The organism is Micromonospora vulcania (assembly GCF_042658605.1).
GTDB classification, from domain to species: Bacteria; Actinomycetota; Actinomycetes; order Mycobacteriales; family Micromonosporaceae; genus Micromonospora; species Micromonospora vulcania.
The window spans coordinates 117,710-138,588 of record NZ_JBHSQS010000015.1 but is presented as its reverse complement, the minus strand read 5'-3'; the positions used below and the strand labels follow the sequence as shown (position 1 = coordinate 138,588).

The following is a 20,879-nucleotide window of genomic DNA, read 5'->3' as shown; positions in this document are numbered from 1 at the left end:
GGAACGCGGGGCCGACCCCGCCCGCCGCGAACGCACGCCGCCTACGGTGCGGTACGTGAAGGACCGAGGTTTACGGACGTTCGTCGCGGTGCTGGCCGGCCTCGCGGTGATCTACTTCGGCAGTACGGGCCGCAGCCCCGAGGAGGGCGGCGGCATCTCCGGCGGGGTGGTGATCCTGGCGCTGCTCGCCGCGCTGCTGGTGTGGCACCTGACCCGGCCGGGAGACAAGACGGTGAAGTGAGCGGCTCAGCGGGCGGCGCGGGTGACCTCGCTGGCGGACTCCTCGCCGAGCGCCACCCGGACCAGCGCCGAGGCGAGCCGACCGAAGTCGGGCTCGTCGACCAGCCCGGCCAGCCGGTCGGGTGAGCCGGGCAGGCCGAGCTGTTTCGCCCCGGCCAACGCCCGGCGGTCGGCGTACGGGCGCAGATCGGACCAGACCGTCTGTGCCTCGCGCAGGTAGATGTCCGCGCCGGTGGGGCCGATGCCGGGGAACTCGGTGAGCCGCCGACGTAGCCCGGCCGGGTCGCCCTGGGCGTCGCGGTACAGCCGCCGCAGGTCGCCGTGCCAGCGGTCCAGGCACAGCCGCGCGCCGGTGCCGAGCATGGTGGCCGTGCGTTCGTCGTAGCGGCGGTAGTGCCCGCGGCCCAGCGCGTCGACCCGCTGCTGCCAGCTGGCCGCCTCCATCGCCTGCGGTGTGCGGTAGCCGGCGGCGAACAGTTCCCGCGCGGCGTCCACCGCCACACAGGCCCGGATCCGGGTGCTCAGCAGGGTGGTCAGCACCAGGAGCTGGTACAGCGGTCCGGGGCGGTCGGCGAGCCGGATGCCGGCGTCCTCCGCGTACGTGTGGCTACGCCGGTCCAGCAGGACCCGCGCCACCGTTCGATCGTTGCCCACGCCCACCGGGTACCCGCGCGGCGGGCGGCTAGCCCTCCGGGCGGGGACCGTGGTCGGAATGCCGCCGGGTGGGGCGGGTATGCCGGCGGTGGAGGCGGTCGATGCCGCCTGCCGTACCGGAGGGAGACACCCCGTGACGAACCCGCAGCAACCGGAGCTTCGGCGTAACGCCCAGGGCGCGACGAGCCAGAACAGCAAACGTCCCGGCCCCGGCCCGCACCCCGCCAATCGCGGCACCTCGCGCGGCGACGACGGCCGGCCGGTGCCCCGGGGGCAGGTGTCGCCGTACGGCCCGGCCGGTGAGCCGGTGGCCGACGACGACACCGACGGTCGGGCCTAGCGATCCCGCCCTGACGGCCGCCGCAACCTGTTCCAGGTGACGGCGGCCGTCAGGCCGAACGCCAGGTGCGGAATGATGTCGGAGATCCAGTCGGAGCGCCCCCAGGTGCGCGGATCACTGATGCCGAGCGCCGTGATGGACCCGTCGGTCATCGTCATCACACCGGCGCCGAGCAGGCCGGTGGCCACGGGCAGTGGCTGCCGTCGGCCGTTGGCGTAGAACGCGAACGCGATGCCCGCGCCGATGCCCAGCGCGTAACCGATCAGGGGCCCGAGGGCCGAGCGGCGGTTGGCCGCCCGGCCCCCGGACCCCAGGTCCACGTGCGCGATCCCCGCCAGCTTGTCGACGGTCTCCTCCGGTGTGCCGCTCGCCGGACGCGCCCGCAGCGCCATGTCCAGGTAGCTGACCACGTTCAGCGCGGTGCTGCCGACGGCGCCCGCGATGGCGCCGTCGGTCACGTCCGGGCGCCTCACTTCGGGTCGCCCGGTTCGCGTTCACCCTTGGGGCCGTACGCGCGGTCGCCGCGGACCACACCACGTTGACCCCGGTCGTCCTGCAGGATCCGGTTGGCGACCTGGTCGGCCTTGCCGTCGGGTACCCGGCGGCCCTCGTTGTCGATCGCGTTGCGCAACCGTGCCCGCTGCTTGTCGTACGCGTTACTGCCCGGCCGTGGTCCTGGCATCTGCTGCCTCCTTCGTCGCCGTTGGCGTACCGCGGCCGTCTACCCGTCTGGGGGCGGGCCAACCCCGAGGCTCAGCGGGGGGCGCGGACCACGGCGACCGGGCACTGGGCGTGGTGCAGCACCGACTGGCTCACCGATCCCAGCAGCAACCCGGTCACCTCGCCGTGCCCCTGCCCGCCGACGACCATCAGTTGGGCGGAGCGGGATGCCTCGGCGAGCACCGTGCCGGTGCGTCCCCGCACCGCCCGTCGGGTCACCCGCAGCCGCGGGTGCCGCTCGGTCAGCTCGGCGAGGGACTCGGCGAGCAGCCGGTCCTCCTCGCCGTGCAGTTGCGCCTCGTCGTACACCAGGGGTTGCATGTCGCCCGGCCCGTTGCTGGCCGGGTGCCGGTAGGCGTGCACGGCCTCCAGTGGCACGCCGCGCGCCTCGGCGGCCTCGGCGGCGAACTCGACGGCGAGCCCGGAGGCCGCCGAGCCGTCCACGGCGACCACCACGGGCCCGTCGGCGTGTTGCGCGCCGCGGGCCACCAGCACCGGGCAGTCGGCGTACGCGGCGACCTGCACCGCCACCGAGCCGACCACCAGCGCGGCGAAGCCGCCCAGCCCCCGGTCGCCCAGCACCACGAGCGCGGCGGTGGGGGACTCGCCGACGAGCACCGCCGCGGCCTCGCCGTCGATGATCTCGCCGGAGATCTGCAGGTCGGGCGCGGTCGCCTCGGCTTCGGTGACCGCGGCGGCGACCAGTTCCTCGGCCCGGTGGCGGAGACCACCGCCGGGCGGCCCGTCCGGGGCGGGGGAGACCGGCACGTGCAGCAGCGGCCAGATGAATCCGTGCACCACCCGCAGTGGCCGGTGCCGGCGGGCGGCCTCGCTGGCGGCGAGGCGCACGGCGCGCAGGGACGGCTCCGAGCCGTCCACGCCGACCACCACCGCCGCGCTGTTCGCCGCGTTCACCGGCCACCTCCCGCCGGGGCCAGTATCGCGGGCGGGGACGGCTCGGCGGAGCGATACCGCCCAGCGCGTCCGGGTCGGTACGCTGGCGACGATCAGTTGGGGAGGGAGCGTCGTCGATGGGTGAACCGGACCAGCCGAGCACTGCTCGCATGATCGATTACTGGCTCGGTGGGCGGCACCACTTTCCGGTCGACGTGGGTGCCGCGACCGCCTTCGAGCAGGCGTACGGGCCGTGCGCGCCGGTGTTCCGGGAGCTGCGGGCGTTCCTCGGGCGGGCGGTGCGGGCCATCGCCGGGCAGGGCGTGGACGGCTTCCTGGTCTTCGGCGCGGGCGTGCCGACGATGGGCAACGTGCACGAGGTCGCCGGCGAGGCCACCGTGCTCTACACCGATGTGGACCCGGTCACCATCCGGTTGGGCCAGCGGATCCTCGCCGGCAGCGACCGGGCCGGCTACGGCTACGGCGACGCCACTGACGTCGGGACGGTGGATCCGGCGCAACTGCACCGCTTCGTCCCGGGCTGGGGTCGGCGACCGGTGGGGGTGATCTTCCTCGGGCTGGCCGCGTTCCTCGACGACGACACGCTCCGGCGCACCCTCGACGAGTTGTACGCCGCCGCGGCGCCGGGCAGTCTGCTGGCCATCGACTTCGACACCGAGGAGTTGGCCGCTCATCCGCAGGCCCTGGCGATGATGGGGCCGGCGTTCCGGATGCGTCCGCCGGAGGCGTTCGCGCCGCTGTTGGGTCGGTGGGCGCCGACGGCGGACGGGATCGTCCCGGTCACCCAGTGGCGGCCGGACGGCCCGCCGGCACCGGTGCCGGACGCGTTCCACGGCGCGCTCGCGACCCGTGGGGCCGACTGACCCGGACGCGGACCGCGCCGACGGGCCGCCCACGGCCGTCCGTATGATGCTTGCCCTGTAGCAAGCTTCTGGAGAGGACGACCATGGTGGACGCGCCGGACGTGGTGTTGCGTGCGCTGCGCGAGGCTCCGCCCGATCAGTTGGCCGAGGCGGTGGACCGGGCGATCCGCTCGGCGCTGGGCGCGGTGCGTACCGACGTGTTCGTCGCGGACTACCGGATCAGCGGGCTCTGGCCGATGCTGGACCCGGACCTGCCGGCGGCCGGGTTCCTGGCCTGCCACACCGTGGCGCAGCGCTGCTTCAGCAGTCAGCAGCCGGTACGCGACGGCGCCGAGGACGGTGCCTGCCGGCTCTACCTGCCACTGACCGTGTGGGGGGAGCGCCTCGGCGTCCTGCTGATCGAGTTGCCCAGCGCGCCGGGTCCGGTCGTCGCCGGCCACGCCACGGAGATCGCCGCGAGCCTGGCGGTGGCGATGCGGGCGGCGGAGCGGGAGACCGACCGGTATCGGCGGGCCCGGCGTCGCGAGCGGCTCAGCATGGCCGCCGAGATGCAGTGGGACCTGCTGCCCGGGCGCAGCGTGGCACACCACGCCTTTCACCTGGCCGGTCAGCTCGAACCGGCGTACACCGTGGGTGGGGACCACTTCGACTGGTCGCTGGACGGCGACCGGCTCACGGTGACGGTGCTCAACGGTGAGGGCAGTGGGCTGGCCGCGTCGATGCTGACGGCGGTCACGGTGAACGCGATGCGCAACGCGCGCCGCTCCGACGGCGGTCTGGTGGAGCAGGCCGAGCTGGCCTCGGACACGGTCTTCTACCAGCACCGGGGGCACCGGCACGTGGCCACTCTGCTGTTGGAGCTGAACATCGGCACCGGCCGGGTGCGGGCGGTGGACGCCGGCTCACCACACGTGCTGCGGCTGCGCGGCACGGTGGTCGAGCCGGTCACCCTGGAGCAGCAGCTACCGCTGGGTATGTTCGCCGAGACCCGCTACGAGCTGCAGGAGTTCCAGCTCGCGCCGGGTGATCGCCTCTTTGTGGTCAGTGACGGGGTGTGGGCGGCGGAGCCGGCCGGCCAGGAGCCGTACGGGCAGCGGGCGATGGCTCGTTCCCTGCGCGGCACGCGGTTGCAGCCGGCAACCGAGGCGGTTGGTACGGTGATGCGCGAACTGCACGCCTACCACGCGGACTCCGACCTGCGCGACGACGCCGTCGTGGTCTGCCTGGACTGGCACGGTCCGCGCGAGCGGAACGGCGGGTGAGAGTCGCCGCCGGTCCGCCGGGCCGGCAGCAGCGCGACGACGGCAGGGGACATCGGGTGGAGCGACCTGGGGATCTCGCCTCGGCGATCGACGCGGCCGCCGAGACGTTGATCGCCGTGCTCGACGCGGCCGCGTCGCGGCATCAGGTGCCGCCGACCCAACTGCGGGTGCTGACGCTGATCAGCGGTCGGTCGCAGACGAACGTCAACCGGTTGGCGGAGTTGCTGGACGTGGTGCCGTCGTCGGCCAGTCGGCTCTGCGACCGGTTGGAGGCGACCGGTCTGCTGCGGCGGGTGGCCGATCCGCGGGACCGGCGCGAGGTGCGGCTGGTGCTGACCGCCGCCGCGCAGACCCTGCTGGGGGAGTTGGCCGAGCGGCGCCAGCGCGCGGTGCAGACGGTGTTGGACCGGATGCCGCCGCGGGGCCAGCACGATCTGCTGCTGGCGTTGCTCGCGTTCGGTCGGGCGGCCGGCCAGGTGGTGCCGGAGCAGCAGCAGACCGATCCGGCGGCGCAGACGGCGTGAGGCTCTCCCCGCTTCCACTAGTATCCTAGGATGCTCTACGCGTGGTGATCCACGCCACAGTGCGGCACAGCCGCACCGAACACCACGCGGCGACACCCGGGGCCCGGGGGAGGGCCCGATATAGTGACAGCGCACTTACCCGGCCCGTGATCATCGAGATCACGGGCCGCATCAGGGAAGCGGTCCCGTCCCGGGGTCGCAGGGGAGCCGGCGGTGGCCGGCCCGACAGCGCGTACGACCTCCACAGCCCGATTCGGCCGGGCGCCGGGGCGTGCCGCGGAGGAGGTTCGGTGTCGCGTCGGCCGGCTCGGGCAGAGCAACCACGGGCCTTGGGCGACACCGGCGACGAGGTCCCCGGCGACCAGGTGCTCACCCTGCCCAACCTGATCAGCTTCGGGCGGCTGGTGGGGGTGCCCCTCTTCCTCTACCTGTTCCTGGTCGCCCGCGCGGACGTGGCGGCACTCGTCGTGCTGGCCATCGGCGGCACCACGGACTGGGTCGACGGCTGGATCGCCCGCCGCCTCCGCCAGGTGAGCAGGCTGGGCGAGCTGCTCGACCCGCTGGCCGACCGGCTCTACATCCTCGCCACGCTGATCGCCTTCACCGCCCGGGAGGTGGTGCCGTGGCAGTTCACCGCGGCGCTGTTGGCCCGCGAGGTGCTGCTGCTCGGCTCCCTGGCGGTGCTGCGCCGGCACGGGTACGGGCCGCCGCCGGTGCACTACGTGGGTAAGACCGCCACGTTCCTGCTGCTCGCGGCGTTCCCGGTGCTGCTGTTGGCCACCGCCTCGACCGCGGTGGAGACGGCGGCCTACGCGATCGGTTGGGGGCTGGCCTGGTGGGGGCTGGTGCTCTACTGGGTGGCCGGCGCGATGTACGTGGTCCAGGCGGCCCGGTTGGTGCGCGCGGCGCGCGACCGGGGAGCGGCGGCGTGAGCGCGCCGCGGTCCGGGGACACCCGGCCGGAGCGGGTGTACGCGCCGGACTTCCTCACCGAGTTGTTCCGCAACCCGTTGGATCCGGGGTACGCCGATGCGGCGGCTGCCCGGCGGCGTGTCGCCCCGGGCGAGCCGGTCCGTGGTTGGCGGGCGTGGCCGGGGCGTTCGATCAGCCTGGTCGTGGTGGTGGTGCTGGGCTTCCTGTTCGCGGTGGCGTACCGGCAGACGATGGCGGACGAGCCGGGGCGTAGCCAGGCCCGCTCCGGGTTGGTGGCGCAGATCAAGGATCGGGCGAGCCAGACCGATCGGCTGTCGACGCGCGCGGACGAGTTGCGCGAGGAGGTCGGTCGGCAGCGGGACGCGGCGTTGGGCGGGTCGGCTGCCGCCCAGTTGCGCAACCTGGAGGCCAGCACCGGGCTGGGTCGGGTGCGCGGTGACGGTGTGGTGGTGCGGTTGGCGGACGCTCCGGGTAATGCGGATGCGGTGACCGGGGCGGGTGCGGGGCCGCCGCGGGTGCTCTACACCGACCTGCAGGGGGTGGCGAACGCCCTGTGGAGTGCGGGTGCGGAGGCGGTTTCGATCAACGGGCAGCGGTTGACGGCGACGTCGACGATCCGGTCGGCGGGTGAGGCGATCCTGGTGGATTTCCGGCCGGTGACGGGGCCGTACGAGGTGTCGGCGATCGGTCCCGGTGCTCTGCAGCGGCGGTTCGAGGACAGTCGCAACGCGGCGTTGATGCGTGAGGTGGCGCAGAAGACCGGTCTGTCGTTCGGTGTGCGGGAGGCGGAGGACCTCACCCTGCCGGCGGCGCCCGAGCCGCAGTTACGCTACGCCAAGCCGTCGGTCAGTCCGAGCCCTTCCGGGTCGGGTGGCCAGTCTGGCAGTCCCGGGTCGTCCGGTTCGGGGACGACCGCTAGCCCCTCCGGAGGTGGCCGATGATCGCGGTGCTGGCGTTGCTGGCCGGTGTGGTGCTCGGCGTGTTGCTTGATCCCACGGTGCCGGCGGCGTTGCAGCCGTACCTGCCGATCGCGGTGGTGGCCGCGTTGGACGCGGTGTTCGGTGGGGTACGGGCGAAGCTGGATCGGATCTTCGATGACAAGCAGTTCGTGGTGTCGTTCATCTCGAATGTGCTGGTGGCTGGTCTGATCGTCTACCTGGGTGACCAGTTGGGGGTGGGCGGGCAGTTGTCCACTGGTGTGGTGGTCGTTCTCGGGGTGCGGATTTTCGGCAACGTGGCGGCGATCCGTCGGCACCTGTTCCGGGCGTAGGTTTGACGGCGATGAGCGACGAGCAGACCGATACGGGGACCGGGTGGCCACAGCCGGCGGGTCCGGCGCGTCCGGGTGGTCCGGCGGGTGAGCCGGATCCGCGGCCGGATGCGCCGGATCCGGATGAGTTGAGTCCGCTGGCGCCGGCGGAGCCGCCGGATGAGGATTCCGGTGTGTCGCCGGGTGACGATGGCGAGACGGTGGATCTGCGGGCGGTGTCGGGGCCGGGTGGGTCTCGGGATGGTTCGGCGGCGCTGGCCGAGGAGCCTGTGGTGGCGGCGGCGCCCGCGGTGGGTCGGATGCGGTTCAGTACGGCCGGGGTGATGATCGCGGCGTTGTTGGCGTTGTTGGGTTTCACGCTGGCGGTGCAGTTGAAGACGACGTCGACGGATCCGACGTTGGGGGCGACGCGGCAGGAGGACCTGGTGCGGATCCTGTCGGATCTGGATGCTCGGGAGAACCGTCTGCAGCAGGACATTCGGGCGCTGGAGGACAGCGAGCGGCAGTTGCGTTCGGGTGAGCAGGGTCGGCAGGCGGCGTTGGACGAGGCGACGCGGCGGGCTGACGAGCTGGGCATTCTGGCGGGCACGTTGCCGGCGACGGGGCCGGGGTTGACGGTCCGGTTCGATGGTGGCGGTGGTAAGCCGATCTCGGCGAACCGGGTGTTGGACGCGGTGCAGGAGTTGCGGGGCGCGGGCGCGGAGGCGTTGCAGATCTCCGGGGGTGATCGGGCGACGGCGCGGATCATCGCGTCGACGTACTTCCTGGATGGGGACAACGGGTCGCTGGTGGTGGAGGGGCGTCGGTTGGTGGCGCCGTACACGATCACGGTGATCGGTGATCCGGCGACGATGCGTACGGCGTTGAACATTCCTGGTGGGGTGGTCGCGTTGGTTCAGGGTGACGGCGGTAACGTGACCGTTGAGGAGCGTGGGGTTGTCGAGGTTTCGGCGCTGCACGGGCCGATCAAGCTGGAACACGCCCGTCCGGTCTCGTGACCGGCGCGGCCGCGCCGGGCCCGGGTGGTCCGGGGCACCGATGGATGAAGGACGCGTCTGGTGATTCCCGAGGATCTGCGATACACCGCCGAGCATGAGTGGGTGGCGGGTGACGGCACCGGTTCGGTTCGGGTCGGCATCACGCACTTCGCGCAGGACGCGCTTGGTGACATCGTGTTCGTGCAGTTGCCTGAGGTTGGTGCGGCCGTCGCGGTCGGCGACTCGTTGGGTGAGATCGAGTCGACCAAGAGCGTGTCGGAGATCTACGCGCCGGTCGGCGGTACGGTGGCGGCGCGTAATGAGGCGTTGGGTGACACGCCTGAGGTGATCAACACGGATCCGTACGGTGCTGGTTGGTTGGTGGAGATCACTCCGGCTGATCCGGTGGCGGTGGACGGGTTGCTGACGGCGGACGCGTACCGCAAGATCACCGAAGGCTGAGTGTGCTTGATCCGGTGCGTGGGATGTCTGCGCGCGTCCGGTTGCCCTGCATTTCGGCGCTGGCTAGGCTCGCCCAGTCAACCGAGAAACCAATAGTTGAGCGTTGCGGAATTGCCTTCCCGGGCACGGGGAGCCAGCCGCCGGGTGTTCAAGTGCCCGGCGGCCAGACCCGCCATTACCCGACGCCGACCGAACAGATCCGTGAGGTGGTCCCATGACGCGCCCAGACGACGAGTTCCCCCCGCTCGACGTCACTTCGACGCTCAATCTCGGTTCGCTCGAGGAAGTGCTGGAAGGGCCGGACACTGATGTGGTGCCGAGCCGGATGTCCGGTTCGTTGCCGCCGGGTATGGCGCTGCTGGTGGTTCGTCGGGGCCCGAATGCGGGTGCCCGGTTCTTGTTGGACCACGATGTGACGACCAGTGGCCGGCATCCGGACAGTGACATCTTCCTTGACGACGTGACGGTGTCGCGGCGGCACGCGGAGTTCCATCGTGATGGTGGGACGTTCACGGTGCGGGACGTGGGCAGCCTGAACGGCACGTATGTGAATCGTGAGCGGGTCGAGGCGGCCACGTTGAGCAATGGTGACGAGGTTCAGATCGGTAAGTTCCGGGTGGTGTTCATCGCCGGTCCGCGCCCGGAGGAGGAGGCCGGCCGGGGGTGAACGAGCCTGCGGCCTCCACGCCACCCGGGGCTGCCCGGTCCCAGCCGCTGATGAGTATCGGTGAGGTGCTGGGGCAGTTGCGGGTGGATTTTCCGGATACGACGATTTCGAAGCTGCGGTTCCTCGAGGCCGAGGGGCTGGTTGAGCCGCAGCGGACGGCGGCTGGTTACCGGAAGTACAGCTGGGATGATGTGGCGCGGTTGCGGTTCGTGCTGTCCGCGCAGCGGGACCGGTATCTGCCGTTGCGGGTGATCCGTGAGCAGTTGGCGGAGTGGGATTCGTCCGGTGAGCAGCCGGGTCGGTCGCGGCCGGCGTTGGTGGCGGTGGGTCCTGACGGTGCGGTGCCGGGTCGGGAGTCGGTGGAGCCGGTCGAGTCGTCGCAGGTGCGGCTCGGCCGGGTTGATCTGGTGGCGCGTAGTGGGATCGACGAGTCGACGTTGGTGGAGTTGGAGCGGCTCGGTGTGTTGGTGTCGGATCCGCCGGGTTGGTATGACGCGGACGCGTTGATCATCGCGTCGGCGGTGGCGGGTTTGGCGGCGTACGGGTTGGAGCCGCGGCATCTGCGGGGTTATCGGACGGCCGCGGACCGTGAGGTCGGGTTGTTCGCGCAGTTGGTGGCGCCGTTGGCGCGGCAGAGTGATCCGGCGGCGCGGGCGCGGGCGGCGGAGACGGCGCGGGAGTTGGTGGCGTTGTCGGAGCAGCTGCATGCGGCGTTGGTGCGGGTGGGGTTGCGGTCGACGTTGGGTCGGTGAGGGTGCCCGGTGGGCGGTGGCCGTGCGGAAAGATCTCTTCCGGGAAGCGTGCCGTAGGCTTGCCGGGGTAACCCCTTTCTGGCGCGGGCGTGGTGCTGTAGCGCATGGGACGGCCGTGTCGCGGTCCGTGTACCGTGCAGGGAAGGGCGCGGTGCGGCGTAGGTGACAACGACACGGAGGCGGCGGTGCGCGAGCTGAGCGTGGTCGGAGTTCGGGTGGAGCTGCCCAGCAACCAGCCGATCGTCCTGCTCAGGGAGGTCGAGGGGGACCGCTACTTGCCGATCTGGATCGGCGCGGTCGAGGCGACGGCTATCGCTTACGAGCAGCAGGGGGTCAAGCCGGCCCGGCCGTTGACTCATGATCTTCTGCGGGATGTGTTGGCGGCGTTGCAGGCGCCGTTGCGGGCGGTGGAGATCACTGAGCTCAAGGAGAACGTCTTCTACGCGGATCTGTTGATCGGCGAGGGGGTGCGGGTGTCGGCGCGGCCGAGCGACTCGATCGCGTTGGCGTTGCGTGTCGGTGCCCCGATTCGTTGTGCGGAGCAGGTCCTCAGCGAGGCGGGGATCGTCATCCCTGATGAGCAGGAGGACGAGGTGGAGAAGTTCCGCGAGTTCCTGGAGCAGGTGCGTCCGGAGGATTTCGCGGGCTGAGCCGGGTTCGGCTCTCTCTGCCGGTGTCACTGTCGGTGATGCCGTGGTGCTGGTGGTGATCTTTGTCGGTGGCTGCGCGGCGTGTCGCGTCGGTTCCTCGGTGGTCAGCCCTGAAGGTGGCTATAGGGTTGCCGTGTCGAGGGGTGCGCGTCCCGGAAACGACGCGTCGCCGCACTGACGGGGAGGTTGTCCGGATGCACGAGCCGCGGGATCCTGATCCGGGTACGCAGTGGTATGAGCCGGTTGCGTCGGCGCCAGGTGTGGCGGCCGAGGGTGACGGTTCGGTGGGCTATCGGGGTGTGACGGCCTGCACCGCGGTGGGCATCAGTTACCGGCAGTTGGATTATTGGGCGCGTACCGCGCTGGTGGTGCCGAGCGTTCGGGATGCTTCGGGTTCGGGGACGCAGCGGTTGTACTCGTTCCGGGACCTGGTGGTGTTGAAGGTCGTGAAGCGGTTGTTGGACGCGGGGGTGTCCCTGCAGAACATCCGTAAGGCGATCGAGGCGCTGCGGTCGCGTGGTGTGGAGGATCTGGCCGGGATCACGCTGATCTCCGATGGGACGACGGTGTATGAGTGCCGGTCCCCGGAGGAGGTGGTCGACCTGTTGCAGGGCGGTCAGGGTGTCTTCGGGATCGCGATCGGTGGCGCGTTCAAGGAGATCCAGGGGTCGTTGTCGCATCTGCCGGCGGAGCCGGCGGCGAGTGGTCCGGTGGAGCCGGCGGTGGAGTCCGGTCCGGATCCGATGGGCGACGAGTTGGCTGCGCGGCGGGCGCGTCGGCGGGCGGGCTGAGCGTCCGGCGTGTTGTTCGGGCTGTCGATGCGCCCGGTTTTTTCTGCGCCCGAGGGGTGACTGAGGGTCACGTTCCCGGTGGGTGTGGGTGTCCCGGGTGTGGTCAAGGTCCACAGTGGCGGACGGTGGGTGCCGTTGTGGTGGCCGTCCGTGGTGGGTTGGGGTGGTGGCGGTGACGCTGTGTGTGGGGCCGTTGTCGGGAAGCTGATCGAGGGACGCTGACCGGAGGCCGTTGGCACGCTATGGTCCGTCACGGTCCCCGGTGTGGAGTCGCCGTGGTGTGACGATGCCGCTCCGTGGGCTGTTGCCCGTTTGCGCCGACCCGCGCGACCCTTCACCCCCGGAAGGAACGACCGTGACGGTTACCGAAGAGACCGCTCCCGCCTCGCACTACGACCGTATTGGCGGTGCCAGTTCGGTCAAGGCCGCCGTTGAGCTGTTCTATGACAAGGTGCTCGCTGACCCGGAGTTGGCGGGTTACTTCGCCGATGTGGACATGGTGGGTCAGCGGCGGCACCTGTCGCTGATGTTGACCGTGGTGCTGGGTGGCCCGAACGAGTACGCGGGTCGCGGGTTGGCCGAGGCGCATCAGCCGCTGAACATCCCGGTGGAGCATTACGTCAGGGTCGGCGGATACCTGGACGCGACGTTGCGGGAGTTGGGTGTGCCGGCGGACATCCTGGCGGCTGTGCAGACGGTGCTGGGGCAGGTGCAGGACCAGGTGGTGGCCTCCGGGAACCGGTCGGGCGCCTGAGCGTGGACGCGGCCCGACTCAAGCAGAGCTGGTCGGTGGTCGCCGGGTTCGGCGATGAGGTCCCGCTCTATTTCTATTCGACGTTGTTCCTGGCGCATCCCGAGACGCGGCAGATGTTCCCGACGAACATGGCAGGGCAGCGGGACCGTCTGGTCACCGCGTTGGGGCACATCGTGTCCAACGTGGATCAGGTCGATCGGCTGGTCGGTTTCCTGCAGGAGCTCGGCGCGGATCACCGTAAGTTCGCGGTACGCGCGGAGCACTATCCGGCGGTCGGTGAGGCGTTGCTGGCGACGTTGCAGCATTTCCTGGCCGAGCAGTGGACCGAGGAGTTGGCGCAGGACTGGGCGGGCGCGTACGGGCTCGTCGCGCAGGTCATGACGGAGGCTGCGCAGGCCGCGGAGGCGGTGAATCCGCCGTGGTGGGTGGCCGAGATCGTGGGCCACGAGCGGCGGGCGTTCGACGTGGCGGTGTTGACGGTGCGTCCGCAGTACCTGTTGCCGTTCGTTCCGGGGCAGTCGGTCGGGGTGTCGCATCCGTCGGTGCGGTCGTGGCGGTACTACTCGCCGGCGAACGCGCCGCGTGCGGACGGCACGTTGGAGTTGCATGTGCGGGCGGCGCCGGGCGGGGCGGTGTCGTCGCGTCTGGTGTACGGCTCGGCGGTGGGTGACCGGATTCATCTGGCGGCGCCGGTGGGGGAGCGGTTGGCGTTGTGGTCGGCCGGGTCGAGTGATCTGTTGCTGTTGGCGGCGGGGACCGGTTGGGCGCCGATGAAGGCGTTGGTGGAGCAGGTCGCCGCGGAGGGTTCCCGCCGGCGGGTGGACGTGTATGTGGGGGCCCGTTCGCGCAGCGAGTTGTATGACAGCGACGCGATCGACAAGTTGGCGTCGTCGTGTGCGTGGTTGACGGTGACGTACGTGGTGGGTGCGGACGTGAACCGGCCTGGCGAGTTCGTGCACGCGGTGGATCGGGCGTTGGTCGATGGTGACTGGCGTTCGCGGCACGTGTACGTGTGCGGGTCGGACGACATGGTGTCGCATGCGGTGCAGTCGTTGGTCCGGGCGGGTTACCACGCGGGTCAGGTGCACCACGAGGGCCTGGGTAGCCAGTGGTACGGCCCGGCCTGGCGGACGGCGGTGGAGCAGTCCTCCGTCGGTGAGAGTTCCGGCGCGAACGAGAGGCGGGCCCGGTGAGCGCGACCCCGATCAGTCGGTATGACGGGATGCAGGTCTCCGGTGGTGTGCAGGTGCGCATGACCGCTGACCGGGTGCGGCGGTGGGAGTTCGGTGCCGCGCCGTTCGCGCGGCGCGGGTACGACAACGCCGACGTGGATCGTTTCCGGGTGCAGGTCGCCGACGAGTTGGATCTGTTGGCGACGCAGGTCGCGAACCTGCGGGCGGAGAATGAGCGGCTCACCGATCGGGTGGAGTTGCATCGGCACGGGGTGATTCCGAGTACGTCGGCGGCGACGAAGGTGCCGGCGGCCAAGGAGGTGAATCTGCTCTCGGCGGCGCAGCGGGAGGCGGAGCAGATCATCGCGCAGGCGCATGACTATGCGCGGCGGGTCGCCGAGTACGCGCGGGTGCAGTACGAGAGTTACATGCGGGCGGCGGCGGAGGAGGCGAAGCAGGAGGCCGAGCGTGCGGTGGCGGATTACCGCAGCACGGCCGGGGCGAGTTTCGACGACTCGGTGGCCACCCGGGAGGCGTTGCGGATCTTCGGCGAGATGATGGTGTCGCACATGCAGGCGGCGGCGCGGCATCTCGACGACGGTAGTGAGCAGTTGGCTCGCACGATGGACCGGATCGCGAAGGAGACGCCGGGGGCGCCGTTCGTCGCGGAGGCGGGTAAGGCGGCGTTGCCGCGTCACCAGCAGCGGTGACGACCAGGGGTGGGGTCCACCGGCCGGGTGGACCCACCCCTGCTTCTCAGGTGAGGCGCTGGTCGAGGTGGAAGGTGACCTGGGCGCCGGCTTCGCTCTTGCCGATGAGCTTGCACAGGGCGGCGCGGATGGGCAGCCAGTGTGGGCCGGTGCCGGACGGCATGAGGGTGGCCTGGAAGGGGTGCCCGTCGATGGTGCCGGTGACCTTGACGGCGCGGCGGGTGCCGAGCAGTTCGGCGGAGTCGGGGACGGTCACGTAGGTGGCGAAGGCGCCGTCCTTCTCTATCGGAGCGGTGAACCGGACGTCGAGTGGTTGCGGTGCCATCGTTCTCCTCGGGTGGCGGTCAGGTGGTCGCGGCGCGTACGGCGTCGGCGATCGGTGTCGGCCCGCCCACGAGTTCGAGGGTGGTGCCGGCGGTTCGGGGTTCGTCGAGCAGCGCGGCCAGGACCCGGGCGACGTCGGCGCGGGTGATCGCGCCGGGCTCGGCGTGCCGGGTGAGGGTGATCCGGCCGGTGGGTTCGTCGTCGGTGAGCCGGCCGGGGCGCAGGACCGTCCAGGCCAGGTCCCGGCGGCGTAGGTCGTCCTCGGCGGCCTGTTTGGCTCGCAGGTACGCGGCCCACACCTCGTCGGTGCCGGCGGCGGGTGGGGCGTCCACGCCCATCGAGGAGACCAGCAGGTAGCGGTGGACGCCGGCGTGGGTGGCGGCGTCGGCGAGCAGCACGGCGGCGGCCCGGTCGACGGTGTCCTTGCGGGCGGCGCCGCTGCCGGGGCCGGCGCCGGCGGCGAAGACGACCGCGTCGGCTCCGTCGAGGTGCGCGGCGACCTCGCTGACGTCGGCGTGTTCCAGGTCGCAGACGATCGGTGTGCCGCCGGCGGCGTGCAGCGCGGCGCTCTGCGCGGGGTTGCGGATGAGGCCGACGGCGGTGTCGCCGCGCCCGGCGAGGTGGTGTTGCAGCAGCAGGGCGATCTTGCCGTGGCCTCCGGCGATGACGACACGCATGGGCCCAACCTACCGGCGGTGCGGGTGTCCAAGCGCGGCGGCCGGGATGCGCCCGGTGGTTTCCTGGGAGGTGTCCTTGACCTTGACCGTTGGGCAACCCTCAACCTGGTGGGTGCCGGTCGCCGTGGCCGGTTCGGAGAGGATGGCGATGTGCGGCTGGTGACCATCGGGGCGTTCGCTCGGGCGGCGCGGCTGACGCCGAAGGCGTTACGCCTGTACGACCAGGTCGGGCTCCTGCCGCCGGCGGCGGTCGATCCGGAGTCCGGTTACCGGCTCTACGACCCGGAGCAGTTGCCGCTGGCCCGGCTGGTCGCCCAGCTGCGTCGCATCGGCATGCCACTGGCCCGGATCCGCGCCGTGTGTGCCCTGGAGCCGGTGGCGGCGGCGCAGGAGGTCACCGCGTACTGGCAGCAGGTCACCGCCGACACGGCGGCGCGGGCGCGGCTCGCCACCGTCCTGGTGGACCACCTGTCGCATCGGGGCCCCACCAGATCCGCCCTGACCGTGCGTCACGCCGCCGGTTGTGACCCCGGGGTCGTACGCGACAGCAACGAGGACGTCGCGTACGCCAGCGACCGGTTGCTCGCCGTCGCCGACGGCATGCGGGGGCCCGGGGGTGCTGCCGCCAGCGCCGCCGCCGTCGACGTGCTCACGTCGTTGGAGGTCACCGATGGTCCGGTCGCCGATTTGCTGGCGGTGCTGGCGGGTGCGGTCGCCGACGCCGACCGGGCGGTGCGGGCGCTGGCGACCGACGATCACCAGCCGGGCACCACGCTGACCGCGTTGCTGCGCAGCGGCTCCCACCTGGCCCTGGTGCACGTCGGTGACACCCGGGCGTACCTGCTGCGTGGCGGCGAGCTGTCCCTGCTCACCCAGGACCACACCTGGGTGCAGACGCAGGTGGATCAGGGCAGGCTCGACCGGGACCAGGCCGCCGCGCATCCCCAGCGTGCCGTGCTGGTGCGGGCTCTCGGTGGCGGCCAGCACGTCGAGGCTGATCTTGCGATCCGTACCGCGCTGCCCGGTGACCGGTACCTGCTGTGCTCCGACGGGCTGTCGGCGGTCGTCGACCGTGCCACCCTGGCCTCGACGCTGAGCGCGGCGACCGGTCCCGGGCACGCGGTGGGCACACTGATCGGTCTGGCGAGGGCGAACGGCGCGCCGGACAACATCGCCTGCGTCGTCGCCGACCTCGTGGCGGTCGGGGACCCGGATCCGCGTCACGTGGGGTTCGGCGGTGGCGGGTCGGCTGAGGCAGCATGAAGGGGTGATGGAGAGCCTCGACGTGTTGACCTCGCTGGTGGCCGGCGGTGGGGTGGTGGTGCTCAGCGGTGCGGGCCTGTCCACCGAGTCGGGCATCCCGGATTACCGGGGGCCCAGCGGGGTGGCCCGGCGACACACGCCGATGACGTTCCAGGCGTTCACCGGGGACCCGCTCGCGCGGCGGCGGTACTGGGCGCGCAGCCACCTGGGGTGGCGGCTGATCGCCCGGGCCGCGCCGAACGCCGGGCACCGGGCGGTGGCCGGGCTGCAACGCGCCGGCCTGGTCGACGCGGTGATCACCCAGAACGTCGACGGGCTGCACGGCGCGGCCGGCAGCCCCGCGGTGATCGAGTTGCACGGCCGCCTGGACGAGGTGACCTGCCTGGACTGCGGCAACCTGACCTCCCGCGAGGAGGTGGACCGGCGGCTGCGCGAGGCCAACCCGGATTTCGTGGCCCAGGTCGCCGCGGTGAACCCGGACGGTGATGTGGATCTCCCCGACCGGCAGGTGGCGGCGTTTCGGCCGGTGGACTGCGGGATCTGCGGCACCGGGATGTTGAAACCGGACGTGGTGTTCTTCGGTGAGACGGTGCCGCCCGAGCGGGTGGCGCGTTGTTTCGCGGTGGTGGAGCAGGCGCGGGCGGTGTTGGTGCTGGGGTCGTCGTTGACGGTGATGTCCGGGCGTCGGTTCGTGATTCGGGCCGCGAAAAGGGGCATTGCGGTAGCGATCGTCAACCAGGGGCCGACCCGGGGTGACGGGTACGCCACGCTCAGCGTCGACGCGCCGTTGGGTGTGGTGCTGCCGGCCCTGGCCGACCGGTTGACCGGTGCGGACGCCGCGACGATCGGCGCCCCGACGCCGGTGTGACAGATCTCGGGGCGCTCGCGCGCGCCCGGGGGTAGGACATCTGCTGGAAACACCGGCGCTGGTAGCGTTGACCACGCCGGTAACACCCACGTGGGAGAGACCGCCCAGCACCACCAGGGCGGCGCCGAAGGGGCAAATCCTCCCCGGAACCTCTCAGGCAAAAGGACCTCGTGGGCAGGCACTGTGGAGCGTCCCGTGGGGTGCGACAGAGGGGGAGGCCGATCCGTCGACCTCGCCCGGGAGTGCCCCTCATGACCCTAGAGCAGTTCGCCACCCGTCACATCGGTCCCAGCGGCGACGATGAGCGCCGGATGTTGGAGGTCGTCGGGCACGGCTCGATCGACGAGCTGATGGACGCCGCGATCCCCGAGGTGATCCGCTGGCACGGCACCCTGGCCCTGCCGGAACCGGCCACCGAGGCGCAGGCGTTGGCCGAGCTGCGGGCCCTGGCGGCGCGGAACACCGTCGCCGTGTCGATGATCGGGCTGGGCTACCACGGCACGCACACCCCGGCGGTGATCCGCCGCAACGTCCTGGAGGACCCGGCCTGGTACACGGCGTACACGCCGTACCAGCCGGAGATCAGCCAGGGGCGGCTCGAGGCGCTGCTGAACTTCCAGACCATGGTCACCGACCTGACCGGGTTGGCCACCGCGAACGCGTCGATGCTCGACGAGGGCACCGCCGCGGCCGAGGCGATGACCCTGGCGCGGCGCGCGTCCAAGAGCAAGAGCAACGTGTACGTGGTCGACGCCGACGCCCTGCCGCAGACCATCGCCGTGATCACCAGCCGGGCCGAGCCGCTCAACATCGAGGTGCGGGTCCTGGACGTCGAGCGCGACGAGTTGCCGGCGGAGTTCTTCGGCCTGCACCTGCAGTACCCGGGGGCGTCCGGGGCGGTCCGTGATCACGCGGCGCTGGTCGACGCCGCGCACGCCGCCGGCGCCCTGGTGACCGTCGCGGCGGACCTGCTGGCGTTGACGCTGCTGCGCGCACCGGGGGAGATCGGCGCGGACATCGCCGCCGGCACCACGCAGCGCTTCGGCGTACCGATGGGCTTCGGTGGGCCGCACGCCGGTTACCTGGCGGTGCGCGCGGGGCTGGAGCGGATGCTGCCGGGCCGGCTGGTCGGGGTGTCCCGCGACGCGGACGGCAACCCGGCCTACCGGTTGGCGTTGCAGACCCGTGAGCAGCACATCCGGCGGGAGAAGGCGACCAGCAACATCTGCACCGCGCAGGTGCTGCTCGCGGTGATGGCCGGCATGTACGCCGTCTACCACGGGCCGGACGGGCTGCGGGACATCGCTGCGCGTACCCATGAGATGGCGGTGCGGCTCGCGGCCGGGCTGCGCGCCGGTGGCGTGCCGGTCGCGGACGTCGCGTTCTTCGACACGGTCACCGCGAGCGTGCCGGGCCGGGCGGCGCAGGTCGTCGCGGCGGCCGCGGAGCGTGGGGTGAACCTGCGGCTGGTCGACGCCGACCGGGTGGGTGTGTCCTGCGACGAGACGACCACGCTCGCGCACCTGGAGATGGTGTGGGCGGCGTTCGGTGTGCCGAGTTTCGGCGGCGACGTCGACGCGGCCCTCCCGGCCGACCTGGCCCGCGGCAGCGACTTCCTGACCCACCCGGTGTTCCGCAGCCACCACTCCGAGACGGCGATGCTGCGCTACCTGCGGCGGCTGTCGGACTTCGACTACGCCCTGGACCGGGGCATGATCCCGTTGGGCTCGTGCACGATGAAGCTCAACGCGACCACCGAGATGGAGCCGATCAGCTGGGCGGAGTTCGCGCACATTCACCCGTTCGCCCCGCACGAGCAGACCGTCGGATACCGGGAGATGATCGGTCAGCTGGAGTCGTGGCTGGCGGAGGTGACCGGCTACGACGCGGTCAGCGTGCAACCCAACGCGGGTTCGCAGGGTGAGCTGGCCGGGCTGCTGGCCATCCGGGCGTGGCACCACAGCCGCGGCCAGGCGCACCGGGACGTCTGCCTGATCCCGTCCTCGGCGCACGGCACCAACGCGGCCTCGGCGGTGATGGCCGGCATGCGGGTGGTCGTGGTGGCGTGCGACGACGACGGCAACGTCGACCTGGTCGACCTGGACGCGAAGATCGACAAGCACCGGGACGCGCTCGCCGCGATCATGGTGACGTACCCGTCGACGCACGGCGTGTACGAGACGGGCATCGCGTCGCTGTGCGCGAAGGTCCACGACGCCGGCGGGCAGGTGTACGTCGACGGGGCGAACCTCAACGCCCTGGTCGGGTTCTCCAAGCCGGGCAAGTTCGGCGCGGACGTGTCGCACCTCAACCTGCACAAGACGTTCTGCATCCCGCACGGCGGTGGCGGGCCGGGCGTGGGGCCGGTGGCGGTACGGGCGCACCTGGCGCCGTTCCTGCCCGGTGACCCGCTGGGCGCGCACGTCGACGCCACGCCGGCGATCTCGGCGGCGAAGTACGGGTCGGCGGGCATCCTGCCGATCCCGTGGGCGTACCTGCGGATGATGGGCGCGGCCGGGCTGACCCGGGCCACCGGTGTGGCGGTGCTGGCGGCGAACTACGTGGCGGCGCGGCTGCGCGGGCACTTCCCGGTGCTGTACGCCGGCAACAAGGGCCTGGTGGCGCACGAGTGCATCCTCGATCTGCGGCCGTTGACCAAGGAGACCGGGGTGAGCGTGGACGACGTGGCCAAGCGGCTCATCGACTACGGCTTCCACGCGCCGACGATGTCGTTCCCGGTGGCCGGGACGCTGATGGTGGAGCCGACTGAGAGCGAGGACCTGGCCGAGCTGGACCGGTTCTGCGACGCGATGATCGCCATTCGGGCGGAGATCGACCAGGTGGGTTCGGGGCAGTGGCCGGCGGGGGACAACCCGCTGGCGAACGCCCCGCACACCGCGGTGATGGTCAGCGGCGACGAGTGGCCGCACCCGTACCCGCGGTCGGTGGGCGCGTACCCGGCCGGGGTGGACCGGGCCGGTAAGTACTGGCCGCCGGTGCGGCGCATCGACGGCGCGTACGGCGACCGGAACCTGGTCTGCTCGTGCCCGTCGCCGGAGGCGTTCGAGGACTGACGACGGGCGCGCCGGGGC

At 71.6% G+C, this 20,879-nt stretch carries 25 protein-coding genes, 1 pseudogene and 1 riboswitch; of the genes and pseudogenes, 20 read left to right on the top strand and 6 right to left on the bottom strand.

Translation table 11 applies throughout. The features are described from left to right. Positions 1–55 precede the first annotated feature (55 nt). Entirely contained in the window at positions 56–241 is a 186-nt protein-coding gene (locus ACFQGL_RS23440) for a hypothetical protein (RefSeq protein ID WP_377514507.1), read from the top strand. Between the two features lie 5 nt (positions 242–246). Here the strand turns inward: ACFQGL_RS23440 and ACFQGL_RS23435 are convergent, their stop codons facing one another. Next, on the bottom strand, positions 247–894 hold the full coding sequence (locus ACFQGL_RS23435; protein WP_377514506.1) for a hypothetical protein: 648 nt from the start codon (positions 892–894) through the stop codon (positions 247–249). 133 nt (positions 895–1,027) lie between these two features. Here ACFQGL_RS23435 and ACFQGL_RS23430 point away from each other — a divergent pair, with 133 nt between their 5' ends. After that, positions 1,028–1,234 (top strand): hypothetical protein, encoded by a 207-nt coding sequence (locus tag ACFQGL_RS23430; protein ID WP_377514505.1) that lies wholly within the window; start codon positions 1,028–1,030, stop codon positions 1,232–1,234. On the opposite strand, the gene ACFQGL_RS23425 is transcribed toward ACFQGL_RS23430, so the two are convergent. From ACFQGL_RS23425 to ACFQGL_RS23415, 3 genes are all read right to left on the bottom strand, one after another. Continuing rightward, positions 1,231–1,707 (bottom strand): hypothetical protein, encoded by a 477-nt coding sequence (locus ACFQGL_RS23425; RefSeq protein WP_377514504.1) that lies wholly within the window; start codon positions 1,705–1,707, stop codon positions 1,231–1,233. The genes ACFQGL_RS23430 and ACFQGL_RS23425 overlap by 4 nt on opposite strands. Further along, positions 1,704–1,916: a phosphatidylethanolamine-binding protein gene (locus tag ACFQGL_RS23420; RefSeq protein ID WP_334631762.1), complete on the bottom strand. Its 213-nt coding sequence runs from the start codon at positions 1,914–1,916 to the stop codon at positions 1,704–1,706. Before ACFQGL_RS23420 ends, ACFQGL_RS23425 begins: the two co-directional genes overlap by 4 nt. Before the next feature lie 71 nt (positions 1,917–1,987). Beyond that, entirely contained in the window at positions 1,988–2,869 is an 882-nt protein-coding gene (locus tag ACFQGL_RS23415) for a universal stress protein (RefSeq protein WP_377514502.1), read from the bottom strand. A 116-nt stretch (positions 2,870–2,985) separates the two neighbouring features. Between ACFQGL_RS23415 and ACFQGL_RS23410 the strand changes: the two genes are divergently transcribed. The 15 genes from ACFQGL_RS23410 (at position 2,986) to ACFQGL_RS23340 (ending at position 14,655) form a co-directional block, all read left to right on the top strand. Then, positions 2,986–3,732 (top strand): SAM-dependent methyltransferase, encoded by a 747-nt coding sequence (locus tag ACFQGL_RS23410; RefSeq protein ID WP_377514501.1) that lies wholly within the window; start codon positions 2,986–2,988, stop codon positions 3,730–3,732. Between the two features lie 83 nt (positions 3,733–3,815). Continuing rightward, positions 3,816–4,994, top strand: a complete 1,179-nt coding sequence (locus ACFQGL_RS23405) for a PP2C family protein-serine/threonine phosphatase (RefSeq protein ID WP_377514500.1) — start codon at positions 3,816–3,818, stop codon at positions 4,992–4,994. 56 nt (positions 4,995–5,050) lie between these two features. Next, the gene (locus ACFQGL_RS23400; protein ID WP_377514499.1) at positions 5,051–5,518 is read left to right on the top strand and encodes a MarR family winged helix-turn-helix transcriptional regulator; all 468 of its coding nucleotides are present in this window, start codon (positions 5,051–5,053) and stop codon (positions 5,516–5,518) included. Positions 5,519–5,808: 290 nt separating this feature from the next. Continuing rightward, complete coding sequence (locus ACFQGL_RS23395) at positions 5,809–6,450, top strand: CDP-alcohol phosphatidyltransferase family protein (protein WP_377514498.1); 642 nt, start codon at positions 5,809–5,811, stop codon at positions 6,448–6,450. Further along, positions 6,447–7,391, top strand: coding sequence for a DUF881 domain-containing protein (locus tag ACFQGL_RS23390; protein ID WP_377514497.1), 945 nt, complete (start codon positions 6,447–6,449; stop codon positions 7,389–7,391). The genes ACFQGL_RS23395 and ACFQGL_RS23390 overlap by 4 nt, the downstream gene beginning before the upstream one ends. Then, the gene (locus ACFQGL_RS23385) at positions 7,388–7,720 is read left to right on the top strand and encodes a small basic family protein (RefSeq protein ID WP_377514496.1); all 333 of its coding nucleotides are present in this window, start codon (positions 7,388–7,390) and stop codon (positions 7,718–7,720) included. The genes ACFQGL_RS23390 and ACFQGL_RS23385 overlap by 4 nt, the downstream gene beginning before the upstream one ends. A gap of 11 nt (positions 7,721–7,731) precedes the next feature. Further along, complete coding sequence (locus ACFQGL_RS23380) at positions 7,732–8,718, top strand: DUF881 domain-containing protein (RefSeq protein WP_377514495.1); 987 nt, start codon at positions 7,732–7,734, stop codon at positions 8,716–8,718. 60 nt (positions 8,719–8,778) lie between these two features. Beyond that, positions 8,779–9,159 (top strand): glycine cleavage system protein GcvH, encoded by a 381-nt coding sequence (gene gcvH / locus ACFQGL_RS23375; protein ID WP_377514494.1) that lies wholly within the window; start codon positions 8,779–8,781, stop codon positions 9,157–9,159. 214 nt (positions 9,160–9,373) lie between these two features. Further along, positions 9,374–9,826, top strand: coding sequence for an oxoglutarate dehydrogenase inhibitor Odhl (gene odhI / locus ACFQGL_RS23370; RefSeq protein ID WP_377514493.1), 453 nt, complete (start codon positions 9,374–9,376; stop codon positions 9,824–9,826). A gap of 50 nt (positions 9,827–9,876) precedes the next feature. Next, complete coding sequence (gene ftsR, locus ACFQGL_RS23365; RefSeq protein ID WP_377514514.1) at positions 9,877–10,578, top strand: transcriptional regulator FtsR; 702 nt, start codon at positions 9,877–9,879, stop codon at positions 10,576–10,578. A 185-nt stretch (positions 10,579–10,763) separates the two neighbouring features. Continuing rightward, on the top strand, positions 10,764–11,228 hold the full coding sequence (locus ACFQGL_RS23360) for a bifunctional nuclease family protein (RefSeq protein WP_377514492.1): 465 nt from the start codon (positions 10,764–10,766) through the stop codon (positions 11,226–11,228). 194 nt (positions 11,229–11,422) lie between these two features. Then, positions 11,423–12,019: a MerR family transcriptional regulator gene (locus ACFQGL_RS23355; protein ID WP_377514491.1), complete on the top strand. Its 597-nt coding sequence runs from the start codon at positions 11,423–11,425 to the stop codon at positions 12,017–12,019. Positions 12,020–12,374: 355 nt separating this feature from the next. After that, positions 12,375–12,773, top strand: coding sequence for a group I truncated hemoglobin (locus ACFQGL_RS23350; RefSeq protein ID WP_377514490.1), 399 nt, complete (start codon positions 12,375–12,377; stop codon positions 12,771–12,773). Positions 12,774–12,775: 2 nt separating this feature from the next. Then, positions 12,776–13,966, top strand: coding sequence for a globin domain-containing protein (locus ACFQGL_RS23345; protein ID WP_377514489.1), 1,191 nt, complete (start codon positions 12,776–12,778; stop codon positions 13,964–13,966). Next, positions 13,963–14,655: a cell division protein DivIVA gene (locus ACFQGL_RS23340; RefSeq protein WP_377514488.1), complete on the top strand. Its 693-nt coding sequence runs from the start codon at positions 13,963–13,965 to the stop codon at positions 14,653–14,655. The genes ACFQGL_RS23345 and ACFQGL_RS23340 overlap by 4 nt, the downstream gene beginning before the upstream one ends. A gap of 46 nt (positions 14,656–14,701) precedes the next feature. Here ACFQGL_RS23340 and ACFQGL_RS23335 read toward each other — a convergent pair whose 3' ends face one another. Next, complete coding sequence (locus tag ACFQGL_RS23335; RefSeq protein WP_377514487.1) at positions 14,702–14,980, bottom strand: DUF1905 domain-containing protein; 279 nt, start codon at positions 14,978–14,980, stop codon at positions 14,702–14,704. A gap of 19 nt (positions 14,981–14,999) precedes the next feature. Then, on the bottom strand, positions 15,000–15,656 hold the full coding sequence (locus ACFQGL_RS23330; RefSeq protein ID WP_377514486.1) for an NAD(P)H-binding protein: 657 nt from the start codon (positions 15,654–15,656) through the stop codon (positions 15,000–15,002). A 150-nt stretch (positions 15,657–15,806) separates the two neighbouring features. Between ACFQGL_RS23330 and ACFQGL_RS23325 the strand changes: the two are divergent. The 3 genes and pseudogenes from ACFQGL_RS23325 to gcvP all read left to right on the top strand — a co-directional run. Continuing rightward, a pseudogene (locus ACFQGL_RS23325) lies at positions 15,807–16,859 on the top strand (MerR family transcriptional regulator); the annotation flags it as partial. 67 nt (positions 16,860–16,926) lie between these two features. Beyond that, the gene (locus tag ACFQGL_RS23320) at positions 16,927–17,787 is read left to right on the top strand and encodes an NAD-dependent protein deacetylase (protein ID WP_377514484.1); all 861 of its coding nucleotides are present in this window, start codon (positions 16,927–16,929) and stop codon (positions 17,785–17,787) included. Positions 17,788–17,868: 81 nt separating this feature from the next. Next, positions 17,869–17,966, top strand: a riboswitch (glycine riboswitch). Between the two features lie 72 nt (positions 17,967–18,038). Next, positions 18,039–20,861, top strand: a complete 2,823-nt coding sequence (gcvP, locus tag ACFQGL_RS23315) for an aminomethyl-transferring glycine dehydrogenase (protein ID WP_377514483.1) — start codon at positions 18,039–18,041, stop codon at positions 20,859–20,861. The last annotated feature ends 18 nt before the right edge of the window (positions 20,862–20,879 follow it).